The following is a 22,334-nucleotide window of genomic DNA, read 5'->3' as shown; positions in this document are numbered from 1 at the left end:
GGATGTATGTAATTTACTGAAGCAAACAAATGGGAACTCTCATTATTGCACTGTTTAAGTGCTGAAATACCCCTCATACAAGCCTAAATACCCCTATTTGCACCTTTTTAGTGCAACTAAGACTGGCTGATGTCGTGGATTTCGTAACCCAGCTCTTGGGTGCCTGTTCTCAGAGCAATCCAAGCGCTTTCTAAAAGGTTGGCATTGCCCTTTATCCCCAGCTCAATATGACGCTGGGCATAAACACCCCCCTTGGAGGCGTCACCGACAGAGGGGAGACTAAAGACCTTCACCCCTGGAAAATTAGCCTCTATGCGCTCCATTAGGGGGGTCAAGGTAGATTCAACTCCCTTAGGAACAATGAAGCTTTGCTCTGCCCAATTTTCTTGATGGAAAAGATCCTTGTAGTAAGTATCTAAGCACCAAGCCATCATCGGCGCAGCCATTACCGGAAAGCCGGGTACAAAGTGATGCTCCTGTATCCGAAATCCTGGAATTTGGTTGTATGGGTTTGGAATAATTTCACTACCAATCGGAAACTCCCCCATCTTGAAGCGATGCTGATTTTCTGGAGTGCTTAAATCAGACTTGATTGGATCGCCTTCTGCCATCGACTGAATACGACCAGCAATTAATTCTTGCGCAGTTGGATGTAACTCAGTTTTTGTACCGAGAGCAAGTGCCGCACATTGACGAGTGTGATCATCCGGTGTCGCGCCAATGCCACCAGTACTAAACACAACATCACCACTTGCAAAACTATCTTTGAGTGTTGCAGTAATTTGCTCGGAATCATCAGCAACGTATTTAGCCCATGCAAGACTGAGGCCACGCTCATTGAGCAGCTCGATAAGCTTACTCATGTGCTTATCTTGACGACGACCAGACAAAATTTCATCACCAATCACGATTAAACCAAAGCGACGTTGGGCTTTGTTTGGCACTTCTATTTCTACTTTTTTAATTGCATCAACCATGGTAAGGCAGTTCCATATCAACAACGCGAGATTGCACTGTGAGCGCTTGATCTAACTCTTCTTCTCTCAATTCTTTCAGCGCATCTAATAAGAAGTAGCTAAACCATAAAGCAGCAAACACAAAAATCAGAGAATAAATCCAAAGGGCTATAAAGCTCACTATTGGAAATAACACCAAAGCCAATGCGGAGGTAGCCCAAAAGAAGGTTGGCACTGCGCCCAACATCCCTGATACGATACCCATACAGAACAAAGGCCAGCGATATTTTTGAAGCAGAAGGTCGCGCTCTTCTGAACTGGCATGCTTTGCTAGAACGTCATACGACATGAGGCGCATCGTTAACCATCCCCATAACAATGGAGGCAAGACAGCCACCAGCGGAGGAACCCACCACACAGGTAGGGTGAGCATCACCAATGCAAGACAAATGAGGGCTGACCATAGGCTGTAGATCAAATTACCAAAGAAACCGCCGCCCTTCTTGCACTCTAGATCCTGAAATTGTGATTGCCTAGAGGCAATTTTCACAATCGAGGGTACCGTTGAAAACGCGATGAAGACTAACAAGCTAATCGTAATCAAGGGGATGATTAGCATGACAAAAAATAATGGCGCAATCCATGCCCTAGCATTTTCAAAGCCCGCCCAAACTAAACCCTCTTGTATCCAACTGGTAAAGACAGAAGTTGTTAGAAAGATGCTTAATGTTTCTAAAGCTGGCGTCCATGTGAGCCAAATAAGGCAACCCCATAAAACTGAGACGATCAAAAATGGCCTGAAGCTCAGCCATAACATTCGCGGATGCATGGTTCCAACTAATGCCATGCCAAACGATTTAAATACTTGCGGTAATCCGACCATACAACTCCTATTGCCTGCAGACTTGCAGTCTACTTAGGCTTGAATTCTTTAATGGCACGCACCAAGCTTTGCCATTGTTGAGTGAGGATATTTTCTGAAACAGTTAAATTTCTGACTCCCGTAGGATAGACCTCTTTAGTGAAGATGGCCGTTCCGAATAACATATCCCACCACGGAAACAAAACACCAAAATTACAACCGCCCAATACGCCGGGTTTACCTATAGCCTCATGCCCATAGCCCACAGCATGATGCATACGGTGAAACATTGGGGATACCAATAGGTACTTAGCAGAACCTAAGTGAACCTTAATATTGGCGTGTTGCCAACTTTGAATAAATTGGCTCAGCGCAATCAATATGATGAATTGTCCTGGCGATACACCAATCAACAGCGCGAAGAAGGACATGATTGCTGCTCGCATCACATCATCCAGAATGTGACTACGATTATCAGACCAGGCCGTCATTACTGTTTGACTATGATGCAAGGCATGCAATTGCCACCACCAGTTAAACGCATGCGAAGCGCGGTGATAAAGAAAATCAACAAAGTCCAGAATGATGAGATAGATTACGAAGCTAACAACAGGAACTGATGTCACGCCTGGCCACCAGGACTCTACATTCAGGCGATCAAAACGAAAATCATGCAGGATGGAATCAATCTCAAAAAAGAATCCAGATAGGCATATAAAAATCAAGCCATGAAATATTCCCAGACGATGAAATAAGGTATATAAAACATCTGCCCTGCTCGACTTTGAAAAACGCTCTTGCTTTTCTGCTGGGGCTAGGCGCTCCCACGTTCTTAATAAAACAATGATTAAGAAGAGCTGAACACAACCAAATAAGAACCAATCGATCCCATCAAATACATCCTCAGCCCAAGACATTAAGTCGAATTGGTACAGAATCGGACCCACTACATTAGCAAACAAAAACTCCTGAACGCTGGCATAAGCATTCGCAATCATGGAGGTGACGGTAGTGAGGTCCATGCTTTATTTTGACTGATTTGCAGAATCTTTGGGCAGTAGCCCAAAACAGAAACCACGGCCCTTCAGGTTAACAATCAACTGCTCCAAAACCGCAGGTGCCCATGGATCTTTTCTAGACCAAATACCCAAGTGAGCCATGGTGATATCGCCATCCTTTAGATCTCTACTCGCTTTGTCCAACAGAAGGTGATTGGGATGCTTCTCGGAGTTCAACTCATCTCCCAAGAAACCAGCGGGAGCCCAGCCAATATGCTGATAACCGCACATATCACCCATTCGAATCAAGGTAGGCGAAGTTTTACCTCCGGGCGCACGCCAGATTTTCTGCAGCGGCTGATTTGTCATTTCATGAAAGCGCTGGTCAACCCGACGTATCTGCTTACACATTACTGCCTCGTTATACAAAACAGTTTCTCCCGCCTTTGGACCAAATTGCGGCTTCTCAAAAACCTGTCCCTTAGGGCCATCCTTCACAAAGTAATCATGGTCGTAAGTATGGCTACCAAAATGATTACCTTCCTTTGCTAATTGCTGCCAAAAGGGTTTCCAAGAATCATCTAAAGCAAAGTCGCCGCGGTAGGTTTTTTCATTGGCCAAGAAAAAAGTAGCCTTTACGTTTTGCCGCTTGAGAATCTCAGCCACTTTTTCAGCCACTGACATATTGCCGGTATCGAAAGTGAGGTAAACCTTCTTGCTACATTCTGCGGCTTGAGCATTGGCGCCCAATGAAAAACAGCCGAGCATCAGCACGGCTGCAATAAGGATGAATGCGTTAGGACTTAGGCGCTTCATGATATTAATTATTCCCATCCAGCCCTTGGAGTGAAAAATACACCATGCGGTGACTTGCCAACCGGAATCACCGTTACCAACTTCATTGTTGGGATATCAATTACCCCAACCTTTTTAGAAAAGCGGAAAGTAACCCACATCGTTTTACCATCTGGAGTAATTTCCATATCGTCTGGACCAGCTGGCAGTCCAGTGATATCGCCCACCTTCTCCAAGGTTTGCATGTTGATCAAGCTGATCGTAGAAGCAATGCGGTTGCTGACAAATACATGCTTTTTGTCCCCTAAAGGACGGAAGTTATGAGCACCCTTCCCAGTAGGGATACGCTTTACTTCTTTGCGATTTTTCCAATCGATTACTTGAACATAGTCATCACCAGTAATACCCACTAAGAGGTATTGATCGCCAGGCGTCATCCACAAACCAGCAGGCACTTTACCCGTGGGCATTACCCACAATACATTTTGTGTTTCAAGATCTATTGCAGCAAGTTCACTAGAGTCTTGCAAAGTAATAAATGCAATTTTGCTATCCGATGTAAAAGCAATATGACTAGGTGTCTTACCCAGCTTTACGGTCTTAGCTAATTTGAGATTTGCACTGTCGGCAGCATAAATATCCACTCGATCCAAGCGATTGCCATTGGCTATAAACCATTTGTGGTTTGGGGAGTAACCAATTTGGTATGGATCAATAATGTTCGGAATCTTGCCAGTCAACTCACCCGTAGTTGGATTCATCAATACAACATCATTACCTGCAGCATTAGCAATCAATAATGATTTTTGATCTGGGGTCATCATGAGGTGATGAGGTTCCTTACCAACTGGGATTGTTTTAACAATCTCACGCGTGTTCATATCGATCAAACTGACAGATGCAGAACCAGAATTCAGAATCACTGCCAACTTAGGTTGATTTGCAGGAGTTGATGAGGCTACGGGGCTAGTGGTTTGCCCAAAAGCAGTTTGATTGGCCAACAAAAGCGCCAATAATGCAGAGGTCGCGATTGTGCGAAAACCTCTAATTTTGATAAATTTGTACATCCCTCCATTGTAAGCAATTGGGGAGACTGAATAGACCTCCTAATCCAGTGGATATGCTTTGGATTTGACCTAGCGCAAGCTTGTTAAAACCTTTTCGAGCCGCTTTAAGGACATGGGGGTTGGGGTTTTGAGCTCTTGAGCATACAAAGCCACCCGCAACTCTTCCAACTGCCAACGAAAATCCGTTAAAGCTTGATCCTCAGCCATCGCATAAGAGGCAGACCCCTTGTTACCCTGCATCAGTTTTTGCCACGGACGAGCAACCGATTCCCAATCTTTTTGGCATTGGGCATCACGACTAGGGTTTGATCGTAATTTATCAATCCGCATCGCAATTGCTTTTAAATAGCGCGGCACATGCACCAATTGCGAATACGGTATCTCAGCCACGAACTTAGGGAAGATTAACCCCTGCATCTGCGACTGTATATCGGTGTAGGTGCTTGGCGAAGCTGCTTTTGCACTAGCAAGCTTTTTCTGCAAATCTGCATGGGCTTGCAATGCATTTAATGCGTGGCGAGCAATCTCTTGGGCAATGAGTGCCAATCTCGGTTTTCCGGCTTGTAGGCGCTCGGTAAATTGTTCTGCATTCACCGGAAGTTGCTCGGTCATAAAAGCACGCTCAAGGGCAATATTCAGAATCTGATCAATCAAGCCCTCTACTGATCCCACGTTAATAAATAGTAAGCCCAATTCACGAATACCGGGCAGTTGTTTTTGTAGGGCTTTGAGCGTGTCTTTATTGCTCAGTGCAAATAAGCGACGTAGTCCTAAAGCATGCTGTTTGCGGGCCTCCTCTAAATCATCAAATACCTCAAGATCACAAAAGCCAACGCGATCTACTAGGGCAGGGTAACCAAACAGAGTTTTATTCCCCTTTTGAATCTCTAAAGTTTCTGGCAACTCGCCAAACTCCCAAGCGCGGTAGCCACCCTGCTCGACCTTACGAGTGGTATCGGCGGTGTTTGCCCCTCCGTTTGCATTGGGTTTAGATTTTTCACCTAGAGGTGGCTCCATTCCCAACTCGACCTGAGCAGTCTCTTGGGCAATCGCTTGGAAGGCATTACGGGCAGTCTGCCCATACTCTGAACGTAAGCGAGCCAAGTTGCGCTCTACCTCGAGTTGGCGTCCGTGTTCGTCAATCAGACGGAAATTCATCGAGGAATGTAGTGGTAATGCCTCTGGCCTAAAGTCAGTTCGCTTAATTTCTAAGCCGCGCTCTTTGCGTATATCGCCAATCAGGCTATCCAGAAAGTCACCAACGCCAAACTGCTTCTCCTCTAACTTGCGTTCAAGAAAAGACTTTGCATAATCGGGCAATGGCACACAATGTCGCCTGAGTTTTTGCGGCAGTGATTTAAGAAGGAGCAATACCTTCTCCTCACACATTCCAGGTACTAGCCATTCACAACGACGGCCATCGACTTGATTCAGTTGAGTCAAAGGAACAACAAGGGTTACGCCATCCTTTGGGCTGCCGGGCTCGAAGTGATAGGTGAGACTCAGCTGTGCACCACCGACCAACATCGTCTTTGGATAGCGATCTACGGTAATACCAGCCGCCTCATGACGCATCAAATCCGCTTTTTCTAGGCGAAGTTGAGTATCAAGATTTTTTTCGGTATTCCTATCTTTCGTTAGCCATGCTTTAAGACTTTCACGACTACGCACTTCTTTAGGTATTCGAGATTCATAAAAAGCAAAAAGCAAATCATCATCTACTAATACATCTGGTCGACGCGAGCGGTGTTCTAAGGCTTCGATTTCTTTAATCAAGCGACGGTTATGCCAAAAGAATCCAAATATATTAGGATATTTTTTCTTGGCATCGGTTTCTGTTTCCCGTTGAAGCGCAGGTGTATCCATGCGCCCAAACATTTCTTCCTGCACCAGGGCCTGGCCAATAAATAACTCCCTGGTCTCCTCAGGATTGTGTGGCTCATACCGAACCCTACGGCCATGATAAATCGGCAAGCCATACAAAGTGCCCCGCTCAAAAGCCATTACCTCACCCTGACGGTTATCCCAGAAAGGATCACTAAGGGATTTGATTAGACGATGCGCAGCAACACGCTCCACCCATTGCGGCTCAATCTTCGCAATCGTTCTGGCATACATGCGATTCGTTTCTTGAAGTTCCCCAGCCAATATCCAGGCGCCTGCCTTTTTGCCAATAGTAGAACCAGGCCAAATGAATGGACGAATACCCCGCGCGCCAACATAACCACCAGTTTTGCTATTGCGATCTTGAGATTTCTCATCGTCTTCTTTTTTGGCTACATATCCGAGCAGGCCTGTTAATAAAGAAAGGTGTACCTGCTCATACGTTGCGGCCAAAGTATTTTCTTTCCAGCCCTTCTCACCCAGCATGGTGTGCAGTTGACCATGAACATCGCGCCATTCGCGTAAGCGACGTGGTGATAGAAATTTGCTTTTACATAAATTCTCAAGCTGTCGATTGCTACTCTTATGCTTTAAGGCATCTTGATACCAGTTCCAGAGTTTGACGAAACTCAGAAACTCAGAGCGCTCGTCAGCAAACTGTAGATGAGCTTGATCTGCTGCTGCAGCCTGATCCATAGGACGATCACGCGGATCTTGAGTTGCCAAAGCAGATGCGATGATGGTGACTTCCTTTAGGGCATTCTGCTCTTTAGCAGCTAAGAGCATTCTGCCAATGCGCGGATCAAGGGGTAAGTCTGCTAATTGTTTGCCAATAGCAGTGAGCTTGAAGCTGTTATTAATATCCTTGCCATCTGCAGGCTCTGATTCATCAAATTCAATTGCGCCTAATTCATCTAGAAGTTGCACACCATCAGCAATCGCTCTGCCCAAGGGTTTATCAATAAAAGGGAAATGCTGGATCTTGGGTAAGCGTAAGGAGCTCATGCGCAACAGCACTGCAGCTAACGAGCTGCGCAATATCTCTGGATCAGTAAATTTAGGCCGCCCCAGATAATCTTGCTCGCTATATAAACGAACACAGATGCCATCGGATACACGACCGCAACGCCCTGCTCTTTGATTGGCAGCAGCTTGCGAGATGGGCTCAATTTGTAGCTGCTCTACCTTATTGCGATAGGAGTAGCGTTTGACCCTCGCCAGACCACTATCGATCACATACCGAATGTTCGGTACTGTTAACGAGGTCTCTGCAACGTTGGTTGTCAGAATAATCCGTCGCCCATTGCCTGGGCTAAAGACCCTCTCTTGCTCAGCGACGGATTGACGAGCAAACAAACTCAGAATCTCGGGATGAAAGCGTTGCTGCAAGACATGATCTTTACGTAAGGCTTCTGCGCAATCGCGTATCTCACGCTCGCCTGGTAAGAAGACCAATACGTCTCCTGCGCCCGCTGCTCCTTCTCGCCATAAGCTGGCGATCTCTTCCGTCACCGCATCCGGAATTTCCTTGGCAGTTTTGGATTCTTTTTTGCCATCTGGCTTGGCATCCGGCTCCAGCGGTGCATAACGTTGCTCTACCGGAAACAATCTACCGCTGACTTCAATAACGGGTGCTACCTTGCCATTAATGGCAAAGTGTTCGGCAAAACGCTGGGCATCGATGGTTGCCGAGGTAATGATCAGCTTGAGATCTGGTCGCTTTGGGAGTAGCTGTCTCAGATAACCCAATAAGAAATCAATGTTCAGACTACGTTCATGCGCTTCGTCAATAATGAGCGTGTCATAGGCGCGTAACTGAGGGTCGCGCTGAGTCTCTGCCAGCAAGATGCCATCGGTCATCAACTTGATAGAAGCGGTATGACTAGTCTTATCAGCAAAGCGAACTTGATAGCCCACATCTTGGCCAACGGGTGAACCTAGCTCTTGGGCAATGCGCTTGGCCGTAGCGGTGGCTGCAATCCGGCGAGGTTGAGTATGGCCAATGAGCTTGCCGCCATTAATCGTGCCTCGCCCCAGGTCCAAACAGATCTTCGGAAGCTGGGTGGTCTTGCCCGAGCCAGTCTCACCGCACACAATCACCACCTGGTGGCTCTGCAGGGCATCCTTGATCAGCTGACGCTGACCAGAGACCGGCAATTCCTCTGGAAAGCGAATTTCTAGTCTCCGTGAGGTGTTGGAAGCAGGCACAGGCTGTGGCATTGCATTGGGTTTTTGTTGGTTTATGGGCTCTTGCACCCTATAATTTTCTCACTATGCCAACAAATGCACCGAACCAGGCCTTAATGGCCGAAGAAACGACCTCCAACTTCCCTTTCGTAGGGTGGTTGCGCGATGTTGCGCCCTACATTCATAGCTTCCGCGAGAAGACCTTCGTTATTGCTTTTGCAGGTGAACTTGTCCAAGAAATCGGCCTTGAGAATCTGATTGAAGATATCGCCATGCTCCATGCTATGGGTATGCGGATTGTTCTGGTTCACGGTATCCGCCCACAGATTGAAGAGCAACTGATGCTCCGGAAAATTAAAAGTAAGTTTGGTAAGAGTGCCCTGCACAGCTATCGGATTACTGATGCTGCTGCGCTCGAGTGCGTGAAAGAAGCTGCCGGTGAATTGCGCCTCGATATTGAGGCAGCATTTAGCCGTGGCTTACCAAACACTCCCATGGCGGGCTCACGTATTTCTGTGATCTCAGGAAATTTTATTACTGCAATGCCTGTGGGTGTTGTTGAAGGCACTGATTACATTCATACCGGCCTTGTTCGTAAGGTAGACTCTAGCTCTATTGGGCAGTCCTTGGACAGCAATAAAATTGTTTTGCTTTCACCTTTAGGTTTCTCGCCAACAGGCCAAGCATTTAATCTGGCGTATGAAGACGTGGCAGCATCGACTGCTGCTGCACTGAAAGCAGATAAGTTAATCTTCTTGAGTCCATATCCAGGCCTAAAAGATGATGAAGGTGATTTCATTACCGAACTGTCTATGCCTCAGTTGCAAGAGTATGTTGCCCAGAATAAAGACATGGATCTTGGTATGAAGGGTTTGCTCAATATCTCTGGTAGAGCAATACGAGCAGGCGTTAGCCGGGTTCACTTTTTGCCCTGCAATCAGGATGGAGCGCTCCTAGAAGAGCTCTTTACCCATGATGGTATTGGCATGATGCTAGCCTCATCTGATATCGAGAACTTACGTGAAGCCAATCAAGATGATGTCGGCGGTATTTTGCAGTTGACGATGCCTTTGGAAGATGAAGGCATCTTGGCGGCTCGTGGACAAGACGTGATTGAACGTGACATTCAGCGATTCTCAGTTATAGAGCATGACCGAGTTCTTTTTGGTTGTGCCGCCCTCTTCCCATTCCCGAATGGTGTTGGTGAGTTAGCTTGTCTCGCAGTAGATCCTGACGTACAAGGTTCGGGTGACGGCGAGCGTCTACTCAAGCGCGTTGAAATGCGCGCCAAGCAAGAAGGTATTAAAAAATTATTTGTTCTCACCACTAGAACTGAGCACTGGTTCTTAAAGCGTGGCTTTAAACGGGCATCAGTTGATGATTTGCCTGAGGAAAGAAAACAAATATATAACTGGGACCGCAAGTCCATGGTTTTAACTAAAGATCTATAAGTAATTTAAGAAACTGAAGAAATACTAGAAAGGTATTACAGATGGCACGCATGGTTCAATGCATCAAACTCAATAAAGAAGCTGAAGGAATGGATTTTGCCCCGCTTCCAGGCGAGCTAGGTAAGAAGGTTTGGAATCAAGTCTCCAAAGAAGCTTGGGCTGCTTGGTTAAAGCACCAAACAATGCTGATTAATGAAAACCGCCTCAATATGGCCGACCCACGTGCACGTCAGTACCTCTTAAAGCAGGTAGAAAAGTACTTCTTTGAGGGTGGTGCTGATATGGCTCAAGGTTACGTACCGCCTGCAGAGTAAGCAAATATCGGTTGCGGTGTTGCAGCAAAGAAATGATTGAAAAATATATTCTGAATTGCTGTTGACACTGCCAACGATAAGCGTAGGATGAAGTTGTGGTGAGACAGAATTAGTGTCACACTCACATTGGCGAAAGCCACTTAAGATGAGCGCATCTGTGCACTCATAGATGTCGGAACTAATTACCTTCCGATTATCTGCGCCATGCATATCATGGCAGATAAACCCGATGGGCATACCCCGTCGGGTTTTTTAATTTCTACAGCGCAATTCTTGCAACGCCAGCAGCGTTGCTGACCAACAGAATATTGGCTTTTTCTTTAGCAAACAGGCCGACGGTAATCACACCAGCGATTTGATTGATTTGCGCTTCCATCTGAATAGGGTCGGCAATCTTCAGGCCAGCTATATCCAGGATCCAACCACCGTTATCGGTGACAAAAGGCTCGCTAGGAGTTTGATTAAGATCAGCCCTAGTGCTCTTTGCCAGACGGAGGGTAACTTTTCCGCCTAATTTCTCCAACTCACGACTCACAACGCCTTTCGCAAGAGGAATGATTTCTACTGGTAATGCAAAGTTGCCTAGCACCGGTACTTGTTTTGATGAATCGCAAATACAGATAAATTGCTTTGCCATGGAGGCAATAATTTTTTCTCTGGTGAGCGCTCCGCCACCGCCCTTAATCATATGACCCAAAGGATTGATTTCATCTGCCCCATCAACATAAGCTGGCAGACCTTGCACAACATTTGGGTCTAGCACCTTAAAACCGTGTTTGAGTAAGCGTTCAGTCGTAGCGTTAGAGCTCGATACCGTGCCCGCAAAATGATCCTTATGCGGAGCTAGCGCATCAATGAAGCAATTGGCAGTCGAGCCTGTGCCAACACCTAAAATCTGTCCGGCAGGCAGCTTAAGGACTTCATCTCTAGCCGCCTCGCCTACCATTTGCTTTAGTTGATCTTGGTTCATATAGCTATCAAATGCCTTTACTGGAACTGAGTAATTAATCCATCTATCATATGATATCTATCAGAAAATCACCTTTGAGCAACGAGCAAGCCCATGAACAGCACCCCTTCATCACTAAATCAACTAGAGCAACTGAAGAAACTCACCACCGTTGTGGCTGATACAGGCGATTTTGAGCGTATGCAGGCTTTTCAGCCGCAAGATGCGACTACCAACCCCTCCCTGATTCTAAAAGCTGCTCAACAAAGCAATTACCAAGATTTGGTGCAGTCGGTCAAGGCAGCGCATCCAGGTATGAGCCCGACCGATTTGGTGGATTACATCCTGGTTGCGTTTGGTTTGGAAATTCTGAAGATTGTTCCTGGTCGCGTTTCTACAGAAGTTGACGCCAGACTTTCTTTTGATAGCAAGGCGACTGTAACTAAAGCAAAGCATTTAATTGCCCTATATGAATCTCATGGCATTGACCGTAAAAGGATTTTGATTAAGTTAGCAGGAACATGGGAAGGTATTGCCGCCGCCAAAGAATTAGAGGCGCAAGGTATTCATTGCAATATGACCCTACTCTTCTCACTCGTGCAAGCGGCTGCATGTGGTGCAGCCAATGCAAAACTCATTTCTCCATTTGTGGGACGTATCACCGATTGGAATAAAGCTAAGTTAGCCAGCAACTGGAGTGAGAGTGCTAATGGTGGCGCAAATGATCCTGGCGTAACTTCAGTAAAGAGAATCTTTCATTACTACAAGCACTTTGGCATCCCTACTGAAATCATGGGGGCTAGCTTTCGCAATACCAGCCAGATCCTAGAGCTAGCGGGTTGTGACCTTTTGACTATTAGCCCAGAACTATTGGCTGAGCTCCAGAGCAGCCATATCTCCGTCGAGGCAAAACTCGATGCTGCTAATGCCAAAGTAGCATTAGAGGCGGAAGGTATTGCACCGCTAAAACTAGATGAATCCAGTTTCCGCTTGCAGCTCAACAATGATGCAATGGCTACCGAGAAATTGGCTGAAGGGATTCGGAACTTCTGCGTAGATACTGAGAGGTTGGAAGCGCTACTAGCCAAGTAATTACTTCTTGGCGGTATTGATGCCTAGTATTGAGTAAGCCGGGCAGTTGCCAATCATTCCCGTTAATAATGGAATGACGCCAATCCAAGCCCATGGGCCAGTGATACCAAAACCAGCTAAGCCCATTAGCGTGACGCCAACAGTCATTCGTAGAACGCGATCAGTATGTCCGATATTGCATTTCATATGAAGCTCCTTGTTTTACTTGGCAGCTTTGTCAGATACTTTAGCTAGGCGCTGTCTTAATGCCTCATATAAGCATACGCCACTTGCAACAGACACATTCAAACTTGAGACTGCACCTTGCATAGGAATGCGCACCAGCTCATCGCAAGTTTCTTTGGTCAGGCGGCGCATACCCTCGCCTTCAGCCCCCATCACAATCCCAATGGGGCCTGTAAGGTCGATGTCATAGATCGATTTTGTAGCCTCATCATCGGTGCCAATTAGCCAAACACCCGCTTCCTGCATCTCTTTCATACTTCGAACGAGGTTGGTAACCGTAATAACGGGTATCACTTCTGATGCCCCACTAGATACCTTGCTTACAGTGGCATTAATTGATGCAGAGCGATCTTTAGGGACTACAACAGCATCTACGCCAGCGCCATCGGCTACGCGCAGGCAAGCGCCAAAGTTATGGGGATCAGTAATGCCATCTAAAACCAGGAACAATGGCTTTTTCTGAGCACTCTCAGCATCTTCAACCACTTCAGTAACAGTGCGTGCCACAGTCATTTTTTCTGCCAAGGCCACAACACCTTGATGGCGATCATGTCCTGTTAGCTTATGCAAACGCTCGGCATCAGCTGCGTGTAAACGCTCACCTAAAATCTCTTCAGCTTGTTTTAAAAAATCTCCCATACGTCTATCACGACGACCGGAGTCAAAGTACACAGACTTCAAACTATCTGGATCAATTCGTAAGCGCGCTTGTACCGCATGAAATCCAACTAATATTTGCTTCATTTTCTTTTCTATTCTTTATTTGCGGCGTGCTTTAGTGCTGCGAACTGGAGGCTTACTGCCTGCAGGCTTGCCGACGGCCCTGCCGGGCTTTGCTTTGCCATTTTTGCGAGCAGCTTTACTCTTAGACTGGTTGGCTCCCAGAGTTCCAGCAGATTTAGCTGCATTCACATTAATACCACTTGGTTTTTGTGGAGTCCTGTTGTCAGAACGACCTCTTTGAGGGGCTGCTTTTTTATTGGGTCTGCCTGTATCCGTTGCTAAAAGTAATTGACGGCGATTGGAAGATCCGCCAGGCTCAGCACCAACGGATTTGACGAGACTAAATTCAATCTTGCGCGCATCTAAGTCAACGCGACTGACCAATACATGCAAACGATCGCCTAAACGATAACGAATACCAGTTCGCTCTCCACGCAATTCTTGGCGAGCCTCGTCATATTGGAAATAATCTCCGCCAAGTTCGGTGACATGCACCATACCTTCGACAAAGAGATTCTCTAGTTGAATAAATAAACCAAAGCTCGCAACGCCGGTGACAGTGCCAGCATATTCTTGACCTAAATGGTCACGCATGTAGTAACATTTGAGCCAAGCTTCTACATCACGTGAAGCTTCATCAGCACGACGCTCATTGGATGAGCAATGAACGCCCAATTGGCCCCAGATTGGCAATGCGGCATTGGCACCCTTAGGTGGTTTCGTGCCTTTTGCTACTCCTGCCTTGGCATCACTTTGGGATTTCTTGGCATTGACTGCATTCTCGCGACCTTTACCTTTACGTGGCAAGGTGAGATTAAGTGGAACCTTTGGCGGCAATACCGGTACGTATGGTTTTTTCTGGAGAATCGACTTGATTACGCGATGCGTTAGTAAATCAGGATAACGGCGGATCGGACTTGTGAAATGTGAGTAAGCTGGGTAAGCCAAGCCAAAGTGGCCTTCGTTGTCAGGCTGGTACATCGCTTGCTGCATGGAGCGCAATACCACTGACTGCAGCATATTGGCATCGGGGCGCTCTTTAATCTCACGCATCAATTTAGCGTAGTCGCGTGGTTTAGGTTTATCGCCACCACCCAATGACAGACCTGAAGTTCTCAGAACTTGGCGCAAAGTAACCAACTTCTCTTCTGATGGCTCACCATGCACACGATAAAGACTAAGGTGCTTATTTTTATCAATGAAGTCGGCAGCGCAAACGTTGGCAGTCAACATGCACTCCTCAATTAAGCGATGGGCATCATTCCGAAGACGTGGCTCAATACGGAGAATCTTACCAAGCTCATTACTAATAATTTGTGTTTCAGTTGTTTCAAACTCGATAGCGCCCCGCTTCTCACGAGCAACTAACAGAATCTTATAAAGCGAATATAGGTTACCCAGCAATGGACGGAACTGCGCAAAGCGTGTTGCCTCTGGACCCTTACTATTAGAAAGAATCTCCCAAACAATATCGTAAGTAAAACGTTGCGCTGAGTGCATTACCGCTGGATAAAACTGGTAAGCCAACACAATACCGTTGTTATCTACAACGGAGTCACACACCATACATAGACGATCGACATCTGGATTGAGTGAGCAAAGGCCATTGGAGATCTTCTCAGGAAGCATCGGGATTACGCGTCTTGGAAAGTAGACTGAAGTGGCACGCAATAAGCCCTCGTCATCCAATGGATGACCTGGCTTGACGTAATGAGATACGTCAGCAATCGCCACGATCAAGCGCCAGGCTTTAGTCTGGCCATACATGACCGGCTCACAGTAAACAGCATCATCGAAGTCCCTAGCATCAGCACCGTCAATGGTGACCAAAGGTACATCACGTAAATCAACGCGGCCTTCTAGATCAGATTGCTGGACTGTATCTGGCAATGCTGCAGCCTCTTTTATGGCGGCAGCAGAAAATTCATGGGGGACGCCATACTTACGTACAGCGATTTCGATTTCCATACCGGGATCGTCAATTTCGCCTAATACTTCAACTACACGTCCAACTGCCTGACGATAACTATCTGGGTAATCAATAATCTCGACACTAACAACCTGCCCTAATTTTGCGGTGCCCTGCCCTTTAGGCGGAATCAAAATATCGTGGCCAATGCGCTTATCTTCAGGCGCAACAATTAGGACACCGTTTTCATTTAAGAGACGCCCGATCACTACTTTATTAGCGTGCAGAACTACTTCAACAATCTGCCCTTCTGGGCGACCGCGTCGATCCGTTCCTAGTACTCTGACATTGACTCTATCGCCATGCATGACACGTGACATTTCTCTTTCAGATAGAAAGATATCTTCGCCACCATCATCGGGAATGACAAATCCAAATCCATCTCGATGCCCCTGAACTGTTCCTAAACGGTCAGCCTCACGTGGCATCAAGTCTTTTGCTTTACGCATTTAATTCCTTCGGCAATACATGCCCTGTATATATCTGCTGATATCTATTTTTGTTATGAATAAGGCTACTGTATCAAACCAGCAAGTCTGAGAGGAAAAAGCCGAATCAGGCCAGAAATGACCAAGAAATACCCATCCCTCTATAATAAAGGCATGCCCAGGTGGCGAAATTGGTAGACGCACCAGCTTCAGGTGCTGGCGATCGTAAGGTTGTGGGGGTTCGAGTCCCTTCCTGGGCACCAAACAAGATTTAACAGGGATTGATGACGCTCTGCGCTCGATACTATAAGGCTGCTATGGAGTTAGCTAGCCTTTGTCTACAAAACCACCCCAGACAAATATAGCTGCTGGGCCTTTTTATTGTTACGCAATAGCCCTTAAGCCTTTTGCCCAATTTCAAAGTTCGCCAACTTCTCTAATGCCCTGACCATGGCTGAGTGGTCCCACGCTTTACCGCCATGGGCTGAGCAGGAGTTAAAGAGCTCTTGCGCTGTTGCGGTATTCGGTAAAGAAACGCCTAAGGCTCTAGCGCTATTTAAAGCTAGGTTTAAGTCTTTTTGATGCAGTTCAATCCGAAATCCAGGATCAAAGGTTCTTTTGACCATGCGCTCACCATGCACTTCTAGGATCTTCGAGCTGGCAAAGCCACCCATTAAGGCTTGGCGTACCTTAGCGGGATCGGCCCCGGCTTTGGCTGCAAAGAGGAGCGCCTCAGCAACGGCTTCAATATTTAAGGCCACAATAATTTGGTTGGCTACTTTAGCGGTTTGACCATCACCATTGCCACCGACTAGATTAATGTTTTTACCCATCAGCTCAAAAACAGGTTTGACCTTCTCAAAGACCTTGTCATCCCCACCGACCATGATGGACAAGGTGGCATTTTTAGCACCCAACTCACCACCCGATACTGGGGCATCTAAGTAATCACAGCCTAGGGCATTGATCTTTTGGGCAAATTCTTTAGTGGCGATCGGAGATATAGAACTCATATCAATCACGACTTTGCCCTTAGATAGTCCAGCAGCAATGCCTTTGTCCCCAAACAGGACTTTTTCCACATCCGGGGTATCAGGCACCATAACAAAGATCATGTCCGCTTTGCTAGCGACTTCTTGGGGAGAAGCACAGGCAATAGCTGCTGTAGAAGCTAAGCTATCTGGCACTTTAGTGCGGGTATTAATAAATACCTCATGACCAGCATTAACCAAATGACCCGCCATTGGGGCACCCATGATGCCAAGGCCAACAAAGCCTAACTTGAGTTTGCTCATTTTTTGATTCCTGCTAATTTTTATTTATAGTTATTTAAGCGTAAGCGCTCTCTTGATACGAATGCTCATAACGATGCATCCATCCTAGACCAGCAGCTGTATTTTTTAGTGGTTTGTATTCACAACCAATCCAACCCTTGTAACCAATCTGGTCTAACAAACCAAACAAATACTCATAGTTGATCTCGCCAGTACCCGGCTCATTACGTCCTGGATTATCGGCTAACTGGATATGCGCTATACGGGATAAGTGTTTTTGCATCGTGTTAGCAATTTCACCTTCCATGCGCTGCGCATGGTAGATGTCATATTGCAAATACAAATTATCCGAACCAACCTCATCCATGATGTCAATTGCTTGCTGGGTCTTGGATAAATAAAATCCAGGGATATCAAAAGTATTGATTGGCTCAATGAGCAATTTGATATTGGCTTTTTTTAATTGCTCGGCAGCATATCTCAGATTACTGACAAAGGTTTCATGTACTAGCTTGCTATCGACTCCCGCTGGCACTTTACCAGCCAAACAATTGAGCTGGCCTACATTGAGGTAGGTGGCATATTCTATTGCCTTGGCAACGCCAGAGCGGAACTCTTCAACACGATCTGGATGACAAGCAATACCACGCTCACCCGCATCCCAATCTCCTGCAGGCAGATTATGCAACACCAACTTCAGTGCATAGGCATCAAGGTTCGTTTTGATTTCTTCTTTTGAATATGGGTATGGAAACAAAAACTCTACAGCCTTAAATCCACCAATTCGCGCAAGGGCAAATCGATTCAAAAACGGATCTTCGGTAAATAGCATAGTTAAATTTGCGGCAAAACGTGGCATAAATAATTCCTGTTATAAAAGTGATTGATTCTTATGCCTGAAGAACAGCTGTAGGCGCATCTTCAATAGATTGCGCTAAAGGCTCAAACTCATTGATATTATCGATTTCAGTGCCCATAGCGATATTCGTCACACGCTCAAGAATCACCTCAACCACGACAGGTACTTTGAATTCAGCAATCCAAGCTTCCGCTTGTGCGATTGCCGGAGCCAATTGCTCTTCGCGCTCTACACGAATCGCCTTACAACCCAAGCCCTCAACTACTTTTACGTGATCAACACCATAACCTTTCAAAATTCCAGCACTTTCTGGGATGTTCACGTTGTCAAAGGCCAATTGAACGCAATAGTCCATTTCAAAGCCACGTTGGGCTTGGCGGATTAATCCCAAATAGCTGTTATTGACCAAGATCTGAATAAACGGCAACTTAAATTGAGCACCAACAGCCAATTCCTCAATCATGAACTGAAAGTCATAGTCGCCAGATAAGGCAACAATCTTTCTTGATGGATCAGCAGCACGCACACCCAAAGCAGCAGGAACTGTCCAGCCCAAGGGGCCTGCTTGACCACAATTAATCCAATGACGTGGTTTAAATACCTTTAAGAATTGTGCTCCTGCAATTTGAGATAAGCCGATAGTACTTACGTATGTCACGTCTTCACCAAATGTCTGAACCATTTCCTGGTAAACACGCTGCGGCTTCATCGGTGAGTCGCTAAAGTTAGTCTTACGCTGATAGTCAATTGAATTTTTTCTATCCAAGCACTCAGAAGACCAGTTGCTTCTATCTTTGAGTTTGCCTGCCTTTTTCATTGCGCTTGCTACTTCAACAAACATCTCTAAGGCCAGTTTTGCATCAGAAACAATGCCAAGGTCTGGAGTGAAGATACGGCCAATTTGAGTAGGCTCAATATCTACGTGAACGAACTTACGTCCCTTGCAATAAACCTCTGTAGAGCCTGTATGGCGATTCGCCCAGCGATTACCAATACCCAATACAAAGTCACTTGCAATCATCGTGGCATTGCCATAGCGATGTGAAGTCTGCAATCCAACCATACCCGCCATCAATGGATGACTATCTGGAATGGAGCCCCAACCCATGAGAGTGGGAATCACTGGAATGCCGGTAATTTCAGCAAACTGTACTAACAAGTCAGAGGCATCTGCATTGATAACACCGCCGCCAGCAACAATCAATGGCTTCTCAGAAGCATTGAGCATTTCTAATGCTTTTTCAATTTGATTACGAGTAGCCGCAGGCTTATAGGCTGGCAAAGATTCATAAGTATCAATATCAAACTCGATTTCAGCCATTTGTACGTCTATTGGCAAATCAATCAATACAGGACCTGGACGGCCAGAGCGCATCAAATGAAATGCCTGCTGAAATACGCGTGGAACCAATGCAGGCTCTAATACAGTGACTGCCATTTTTGTTAATGGCTTAGCAATTGAAGCAATATCAACCGCTTGAAAATCTTCTTTATGCAATTTCGCACGTGGCGCTTGACCAGTAATGCATAAAATAGGAATACTGTCGGCTTGCGCAGAGTACAAGCCTGTAATCATATCGGTACCGCCAGGGCCTGATGTGCCAATACAAACACCAATATTGCCTGGTGCAGCGCGGGTATAGCCCTCAGCCATGTGAGATGCACCTTCAACGTGTCTTGCTAATACATGAGCAATAGACTGACGCTCTCTCATCTGAGCGTACAAAGGGTTAATAGCAGCGCCTGGTACACCAAAAGCTTGGGTAACACCCTCTTTTTCCATTACCAAAACTGCTGCCATTGCGGCTTTCATCTTTGCCATGATTTATCTCCTATATTTGCAATGAGTGAATGATCTTCAAATTTGACCGACTTGAGAACCTCAGCAAATCTATATCTAGTATTCCGTAGTGGAATAGTGTAAAAAGTGCCTATCAGCCACTAAAAAATTGAACATGGATCGCGTACAAGGCATATCGCTCTTTATTCGAGTTGTTGAAACAGGCTCTTTTAGCAAGGCCGCAGAGGATTTAGGCATTACTCAGCCTACAGCAACCAAATTTGTTGCCAGCATGGAAAAACGCTTAGGCGCCCTTTTATTGCACCGCAGCACAAGAGGGGTCACCCCCACCGAAATCGGCAAAATTTATTACGAGAAATGCAAAGGGATTGCCCGAGAAATTGAAGAAGCGGATGACTTGGCATCGCTGATGCAATCGAAGGTGCGAGGTAAGCTCACGATCAGCTCCTCTGTGGCCTTTGGACGACGTGTCCTCATGCATTCTATTTTGGAGTTTATGTCACACCACCCTGAGCTAGAGGTCAACCTGGATATGGATGACCGCTACATCAACCTAATTGAACAAGGAGTGGATCTGGCTATCCGGATGCGGCGTCTTCCAGATTCCTCTCTTGGCTCCCGCTTTCTAGGCTTAAATCCCTGGGTCTTAGTAGCCAATCCTAAATACCTTAAAGATCATCCCGCCCCAAAGAAACCTGAAGATGTTCGCAACCATCAAGCACTGATTTACACCACCACCCAAGGCGATCATCGCTGGAGCTTTACCAACAAAAACAATCAAAGCGAAATTATTGAAGTCAAAGGTCCATTCACCTCGAATAATCTATCTTCCATTTTGGCTGCTGCAAGGGTTGGCATGGGTTTAGCAGCAGTTCCCTGGTATGTAGCTTACCAATCAGTCAAAGACGAGGTTCTTGAGCCCGTGATGCAAGATTGGTCTCTCCCCGCTCAAGAAATTCATGCGGTTTTTTCATCGCCAAAACATGTGCCGACTAAAGTGAGTCAATGTATTGATTGGCTACAGAGTCAATTTAAAGGCGAATGGTGGAAAGGTATTGAGGCTGGTAAAGCGGAATAAAAAACCCCACCGCAAAGGATGGGGTAAATCATTACATAGGTACTTCATGACTTCGATATTTAAAGCTCAAGCAGCCATAGGTAAACTCAAACGCCCTTGAGATGATTGAACTTTGGTATTCAGTAATTTAGTCAAAGCAAATACAGTACTGAGGCAAGGTGTGGGAGTTTCAGTAATCCGCCCTAGTTCAATCACCGAACCCAAAAGAGCGTCAATTTCCAAACTATTGCCAGCCTCTAAGTCCTGCAGCATAGACGTTTTATGCTTACCCACTTTTTCAGCTCCGGCTATACGACGATCAATGTCTACCCTGAAGACTATACCTAATTTTTCAGCCAATCTTTGTGCTTCGGCCATCATATTGCGTGCTAAATCATTGGTTAATGGATATTGACAGATTCCTTCTAAATGTTCATGAGTAAGAGCGCTAATTGGATTGAATGTCATATTGCCCCATAACTTCAACCAAATCTCACCCCGTATATCTTCCAATATTGGTGATTTAAATCCAGCGTCAGTCATCATTTGCGAGATGACTTTCACACGTTCAGACACCGTGCCATCAATCTCACCAAGCGGAAAGCGATTGCCCTCTACATGACGAATAACCCCAGGTGACTCAGTGTAAGTAGCTGGATAGACAACGCATCCAAGAATGTTGTTTGGATTAATTTTTTTCATAATCGCGCCACCCGCATCTACTGTTTCAACGGGATGATCCTGGTATCTACCAGATAGCTTTTGGAAATACCACCATGGAATTCCATTTTGTAATGGGATTAGAACGGTATTCGGACCCATGATTTTAGCCAGGTCATCGATAACGGGCTCTACTTGATGGGCTTTCACTGCCAGCATCACCACATCTGGCGTTTCAACATCAGTAATTTTTGAAACCGCTTTAACCCTAGCAACGAGGGGTTGTATCTCCCTCTCCATGTAAAGGGTTAGTCCATTTTTTTGTATAGCCTCGAGAGTTTCTCCTCTAGCGACAATAGTGACCTGATTACCAGCTCTAGCCAACTTTGTAGCAAGATAACCACCTATTGCTCCGCCACCACCTATTACACAGATTTTCATATAGACCCCCATAAGAACAAAAAATGTTGATATCAGGATCATCCACAAAGAGAATAAATCTGAGAAGTGAATAGATTTAATATCTCATATTCCGGCAAGGAATAACCCTGTTAGGATTGTTTTTAGGGAATCTTTGACTACTTCAGGGGTCTAATCGCTCCACAACTTACCTGCCGTAGCCCAATCGGATTTCTTAACATCCTGATAAATAACGTCAACAGATTCTGCAGAGCAACCCATAATTTTGACCGCTGCCTCAGTAATTGCTTGAGCGTATTCACGCTTCACATCTTCACTACGACCTTCAAATAGCTGAATTTGAATTAATGGCATCAGTAATCT

General features: G+C 45.9%; 19 protein-coding genes and 1 tRNA gene. 5 read left to right on the top strand and 15 right to left on the bottom strand.

Annotated elements, in window-relative coordinates:
* Positions 1–116: 116 nt before the first annotated feature.
* From ICE89_RS00500 to hrpA, 6 genes are all read right to left on the bottom strand, one after another.
* Entirely contained in the window at positions 117–977 is an 861-nt protein-coding gene (locus ICE89_RS00500) for a molybdopterin-binding protein (RefSeq protein ID WP_216264268.1), read from the bottom strand.
* Positions 970–1,839, bottom strand: a complete 870-nt coding sequence (locus ICE89_RS00495) for an EI24 domain-containing protein (protein WP_216264267.1) — start codon at positions 1,837–1,839, stop codon at positions 970–972. The genes ICE89_RS00500 and ICE89_RS00495 overlap by 8 nt, the downstream gene beginning before the upstream one ends.
* Positions 1,840–1,868: 29 nt before the next feature.
* Positions 1,869–2,840, bottom strand: coding sequence for a sterol desaturase family protein (locus tag ICE89_RS00490; protein ID WP_216264266.1), 972 nt, complete (start codon positions 2,838–2,840; stop codon positions 1,869–1,871).
* Between the two features lie 3 nt (positions 2,841–2,843).
* A complete protein-coding gene (locus ICE89_RS00485; protein WP_216264265.1) occupies positions 2,844–3,632 on the bottom strand; it encodes a polysaccharide deacetylase family protein in 789 nt (262 codons plus the stop codon).
* A gap of 8 nt (positions 3,633–3,640) precedes the next feature.
* Positions 3,641–4,660 carry a cytochrome D1 domain-containing protein gene (locus tag ICE89_RS00480; protein WP_370625324.1) on the bottom strand — a complete coding sequence of 340 codons (1,020 nt, stop codon included), beginning with the start codon at positions 4,658–4,660 and terminating at the stop codon, positions 3,641–3,643.
* An 87-nt stretch (positions 4,661–4,747) separates the two neighbouring features.
* Positions 4,748–8,818, bottom strand: a complete 4,071-nt coding sequence (hrpA, locus tag ICE89_RS00475) for an ATP-dependent RNA helicase HrpA (RefSeq protein WP_370625305.1) — start codon at positions 8,816–8,818, stop codon at positions 4,748–4,750.
* A 17-nt stretch (positions 8,819–8,835) separates the two neighbouring features.
* On the opposite strand from hrpA, the gene argA reads away from it, so the two are divergent.
* Positions 8,836–10,200 carry an amino-acid N-acetyltransferase gene (gene argA, locus ICE89_RS00470; RefSeq protein WP_216264264.1) on the top strand — a complete coding sequence of 455 codons (1,365 nt, stop codon included), beginning with the start codon at positions 8,836–8,838 and terminating at the stop codon, positions 10,198–10,200.
* Positions 10,201–10,241: 41 nt separating this feature from the next.
* Positions 10,242–10,514, top strand: coding sequence for an oxidative damage protection protein (locus tag ICE89_RS00465; protein ID WP_046330271.1), 273 nt, complete (start codon positions 10,242–10,244; stop codon positions 10,512–10,514).
* Positions 10,515–10,773: 259 nt separating this feature from the next.
* On the opposite strand, the gene rpiA is transcribed toward ICE89_RS00465, so the two are convergent.
* Positions 10,774–11,484: a ribose-5-phosphate isomerase RpiA gene (gene rpiA / locus ICE89_RS00460; RefSeq protein ID WP_216264263.1), complete on the bottom strand. Its 711-nt coding sequence runs from the start codon at positions 11,482–11,484 to the stop codon at positions 10,774–10,776.
* A 93-nt stretch (positions 11,485–11,577) separates the two neighbouring features.
* Between rpiA and tal the strand changes: the two genes are divergently transcribed.
* Positions 11,578–12,555, top strand: a complete 978-nt coding sequence (tal, locus tag ICE89_RS00455) for a transaldolase (RefSeq protein WP_216264262.1) — start codon at positions 11,578–11,580, stop codon at positions 12,553–12,555.
* On the opposite strand, the gene ICE89_RS00450 is transcribed toward tal, so the two are convergent.
* From ICE89_RS00450 to rnr, 3 genes are read right to left on the bottom strand one after another with little or no spacing between them, the layout of a single operon-like run.
* Entirely contained in the window at positions 12,556–12,741 is a 186-nt protein-coding gene (locus ICE89_RS00450) for a DUF2892 domain-containing protein (RefSeq protein WP_216224441.1), read from the bottom strand. It abuts the gene before it with no gap.
* Between the two features lie 15 nt (positions 12,742–12,756).
* A complete protein-coding gene (rlmB, locus tag ICE89_RS00445; RefSeq protein WP_216264261.1) occupies positions 12,757–13,524 on the bottom strand; it encodes a 23S rRNA (guanosine(2251)-2'-O)-methyltransferase RlmB in 768 nt (255 codons plus the stop codon).
* A gap of 15 nt (positions 13,525–13,539) precedes the next feature.
* Positions 13,540–15,921: a ribonuclease R gene (gene rnr, locus ICE89_RS00440; protein ID WP_216264260.1), complete on the bottom strand. Its 2,382-nt coding sequence runs from the start codon at positions 15,919–15,921 to the stop codon at positions 13,540–13,542.
* A 155-nt stretch (positions 15,922–16,076) separates the two neighbouring features.
* On the opposite strand from rnr, the gene ICE89_RS00435 reads away from it, so the two are divergent.
* Positions 16,077–16,163, top strand: a tRNA-Leu gene (locus ICE89_RS00435).
* Between the two features lie 135 nt (positions 16,164–16,298).
* On the opposite strand, the gene glxR is transcribed toward ICE89_RS00435, so the two are convergent.
* From glxR to gcl, 3 genes are read right to left on the bottom strand one after another with little or no spacing between them, the layout of a single operon-like run.
* Complete coding sequence (glxR, locus tag ICE89_RS00430; RefSeq protein ID WP_216234482.1) at positions 16,299–17,195, bottom strand: 2-hydroxy-3-oxopropionate reductase; 897 nt, start codon at positions 17,193–17,195, stop codon at positions 16,299–16,301.
* 34 nt (positions 17,196–17,229) lie between these two features.
* The gene (gene hyi, locus ICE89_RS00425; RefSeq protein WP_216264112.1) at positions 17,230–18,033 is read right to left on the bottom strand and encodes a hydroxypyruvate isomerase; all 804 of its coding nucleotides are present in this window, start codon (positions 18,031–18,033) and stop codon (positions 17,230–17,232) included.
* 31 nt (positions 18,034–18,064) lie between these two features.
* Positions 18,065–19,855 carry a glyoxylate carboligase gene (gene gcl, locus ICE89_RS00420; RefSeq protein WP_216264259.1) on the bottom strand — a complete coding sequence of 597 codons (1,791 nt, stop codon included), beginning with the start codon at positions 19,853–19,855 and terminating at the stop codon, positions 18,065–18,067.
* Between the two features lie 133 nt (positions 19,856–19,988).
* On the opposite strand from gcl, the gene ICE89_RS00415 reads away from it, so the two are divergent.
* Entirely contained in the window at positions 19,989–20,912 is a 924-nt protein-coding gene (locus ICE89_RS00415) for a LysR family transcriptional regulator (protein WP_216264110.1), read from the top strand.
* Positions 20,913–20,978: 66 nt separating this feature from the next.
* On the opposite strand, the gene ICE89_RS00410 is transcribed toward ICE89_RS00415, so the two are convergent.
* Both ICE89_RS00410 and ICE89_RS00405 read right to left on the bottom strand, forming a co-directional pair.
* Positions 20,979–21,992, bottom strand: a complete 1,014-nt coding sequence (locus tag ICE89_RS00410; RefSeq protein WP_216264258.1) for a 2-dehydropantoate 2-reductase — start codon at positions 21,990–21,992, stop codon at positions 20,979–20,981.
* 150 nt (positions 21,993–22,142) lie between these two features.
* On the bottom strand, positions 22,143–22,325 hold the full coding sequence (locus tag ICE89_RS00405) for a 4-oxalocrotonate tautomerase (protein ID WP_216234487.1): 183 nt from the start codon (positions 22,323–22,325) through the stop codon (positions 22,143–22,145).
* Between the last annotated feature and the right edge of the window lie 9 nt (positions 22,326–22,334).

Source organism: Polynucleobacter sp. AP-Kaivos-20-H2, assembly GCF_018882215.1.
In the GTDB taxonomy this organism is placed as follows: domain Bacteria; phylum Pseudomonadota; class Gammaproteobacteria; order Burkholderiales; family Burkholderiaceae; genus Polynucleobacter.
This window is presented reverse-complemented; position numbering and strand designations above follow the sequence as displayed.

Excerpts from the sequence above, each read along its gene's own strand:
- ICE89_RS00465 (WP_046330271.1), top strand. The coding sequence starts at position 10,242 with ATGGCACGCATGGTTCAATGCATCAAACTCAATAAAGAAGCTGAAGGA.
- ICE89_RS00490 (WP_216264266.1), bottom strand. The coding sequence starts at position 2,840 with ATGGACCTCACTACCGTCACCTCCATGATTGCGAATGCTTATGCCAGC.
- ICE89_RS00415 (WP_216264110.1), top strand. The coding sequence starts at position 19,989 with ATGGATCGCGTACAAGGCATATCGCTCTTTATTCGAGTTGTTGAAACA.
- gcl (WP_216264259.1), bottom strand. The coding sequence starts at position 19,855 with ATGGCAAAGATGAAAGCCGCAATGGCAGCAGTTTTGGTAATGGAAAAA.
- hyi (WP_216264112.1), bottom strand. The coding sequence starts at position 18,033 with ATGCCACGTTTTGCCGCAAATTTAACTATGCTATTTACCGAAGATCCG.
- glxR (WP_216234482.1), bottom strand. The coding sequence starts at position 17,195 with ATGAGCAAACTCAAGTTAGGCTTTGTTGGCCTTGGCATCATGGGTGCC.
- rlmB (WP_216264261.1), bottom strand. The coding sequence starts at position 13,524 with ATGAAGCAAATATTAGTTGGATTTCATGCGGTACAAGCGCGCTTACGA.
- rpiA (WP_216264263.1), bottom strand. The coding sequence starts at position 11,484 with ATGAACCAAGATCAACTAAAGCAAATGGTAGGCGAGGCGGCTAGAGAT.
- tal (WP_216264262.1), top strand. The coding sequence starts at position 11,578 with ATGAACAGCACCCCTTCATCACTAAATCAACTAGAGCAACTGAAGAAA.
- ICE89_RS00485 (WP_216264265.1), bottom strand. The coding sequence starts at position 3,632 with ATGAAGCGCCTAAGTCCTAACGCATTCATCCTTATTGCAGCCGTGCTG.
- ICE89_RS00405 (WP_216234487.1), bottom strand. The coding sequence starts at position 22,325 with ATGCCATTAATTCAAATTCAGCTATTTGAAGGTCGTAGTGAAGATGTG.
- ICE89_RS00410 (WP_216264258.1), bottom strand. The coding sequence starts at position 21,992 with ATGAAAATCTGTGTAATAGGTGGTGGCGGAGCAATAGGTGGTTATCTT.
- ICE89_RS00495 (WP_216264267.1), bottom strand. The coding sequence starts at position 1,839 with ATGGTCGGATTACCGCAAGTATTTAAATCGTTTGGCATGGCATTAGTT.
- rnr (WP_216264260.1), bottom strand. The coding sequence starts at position 15,921 with ATGCGTAAAGCAAAAGACTTGATGCCACGTGAGGCTGACCGTTTAGGA.
- argA (WP_216264264.1), top strand. The coding sequence starts at position 8,836 with ATGCCAACAAATGCACCGAACCAGGCCTTAATGGCCGAAGAAACGACC.
- ICE89_RS00450 (WP_216224441.1), bottom strand. The coding sequence starts at position 12,741 with ATGAAATGCAATATCGGACATACTGATCGCGTTCTACGAATGACTGTT.
- ICE89_RS00500 (WP_216264268.1), bottom strand. The coding sequence starts at position 977 with ATGGTTGATGCAATTAAAAAAGTAGAAATAGAAGTGCCAAACAAAGCC.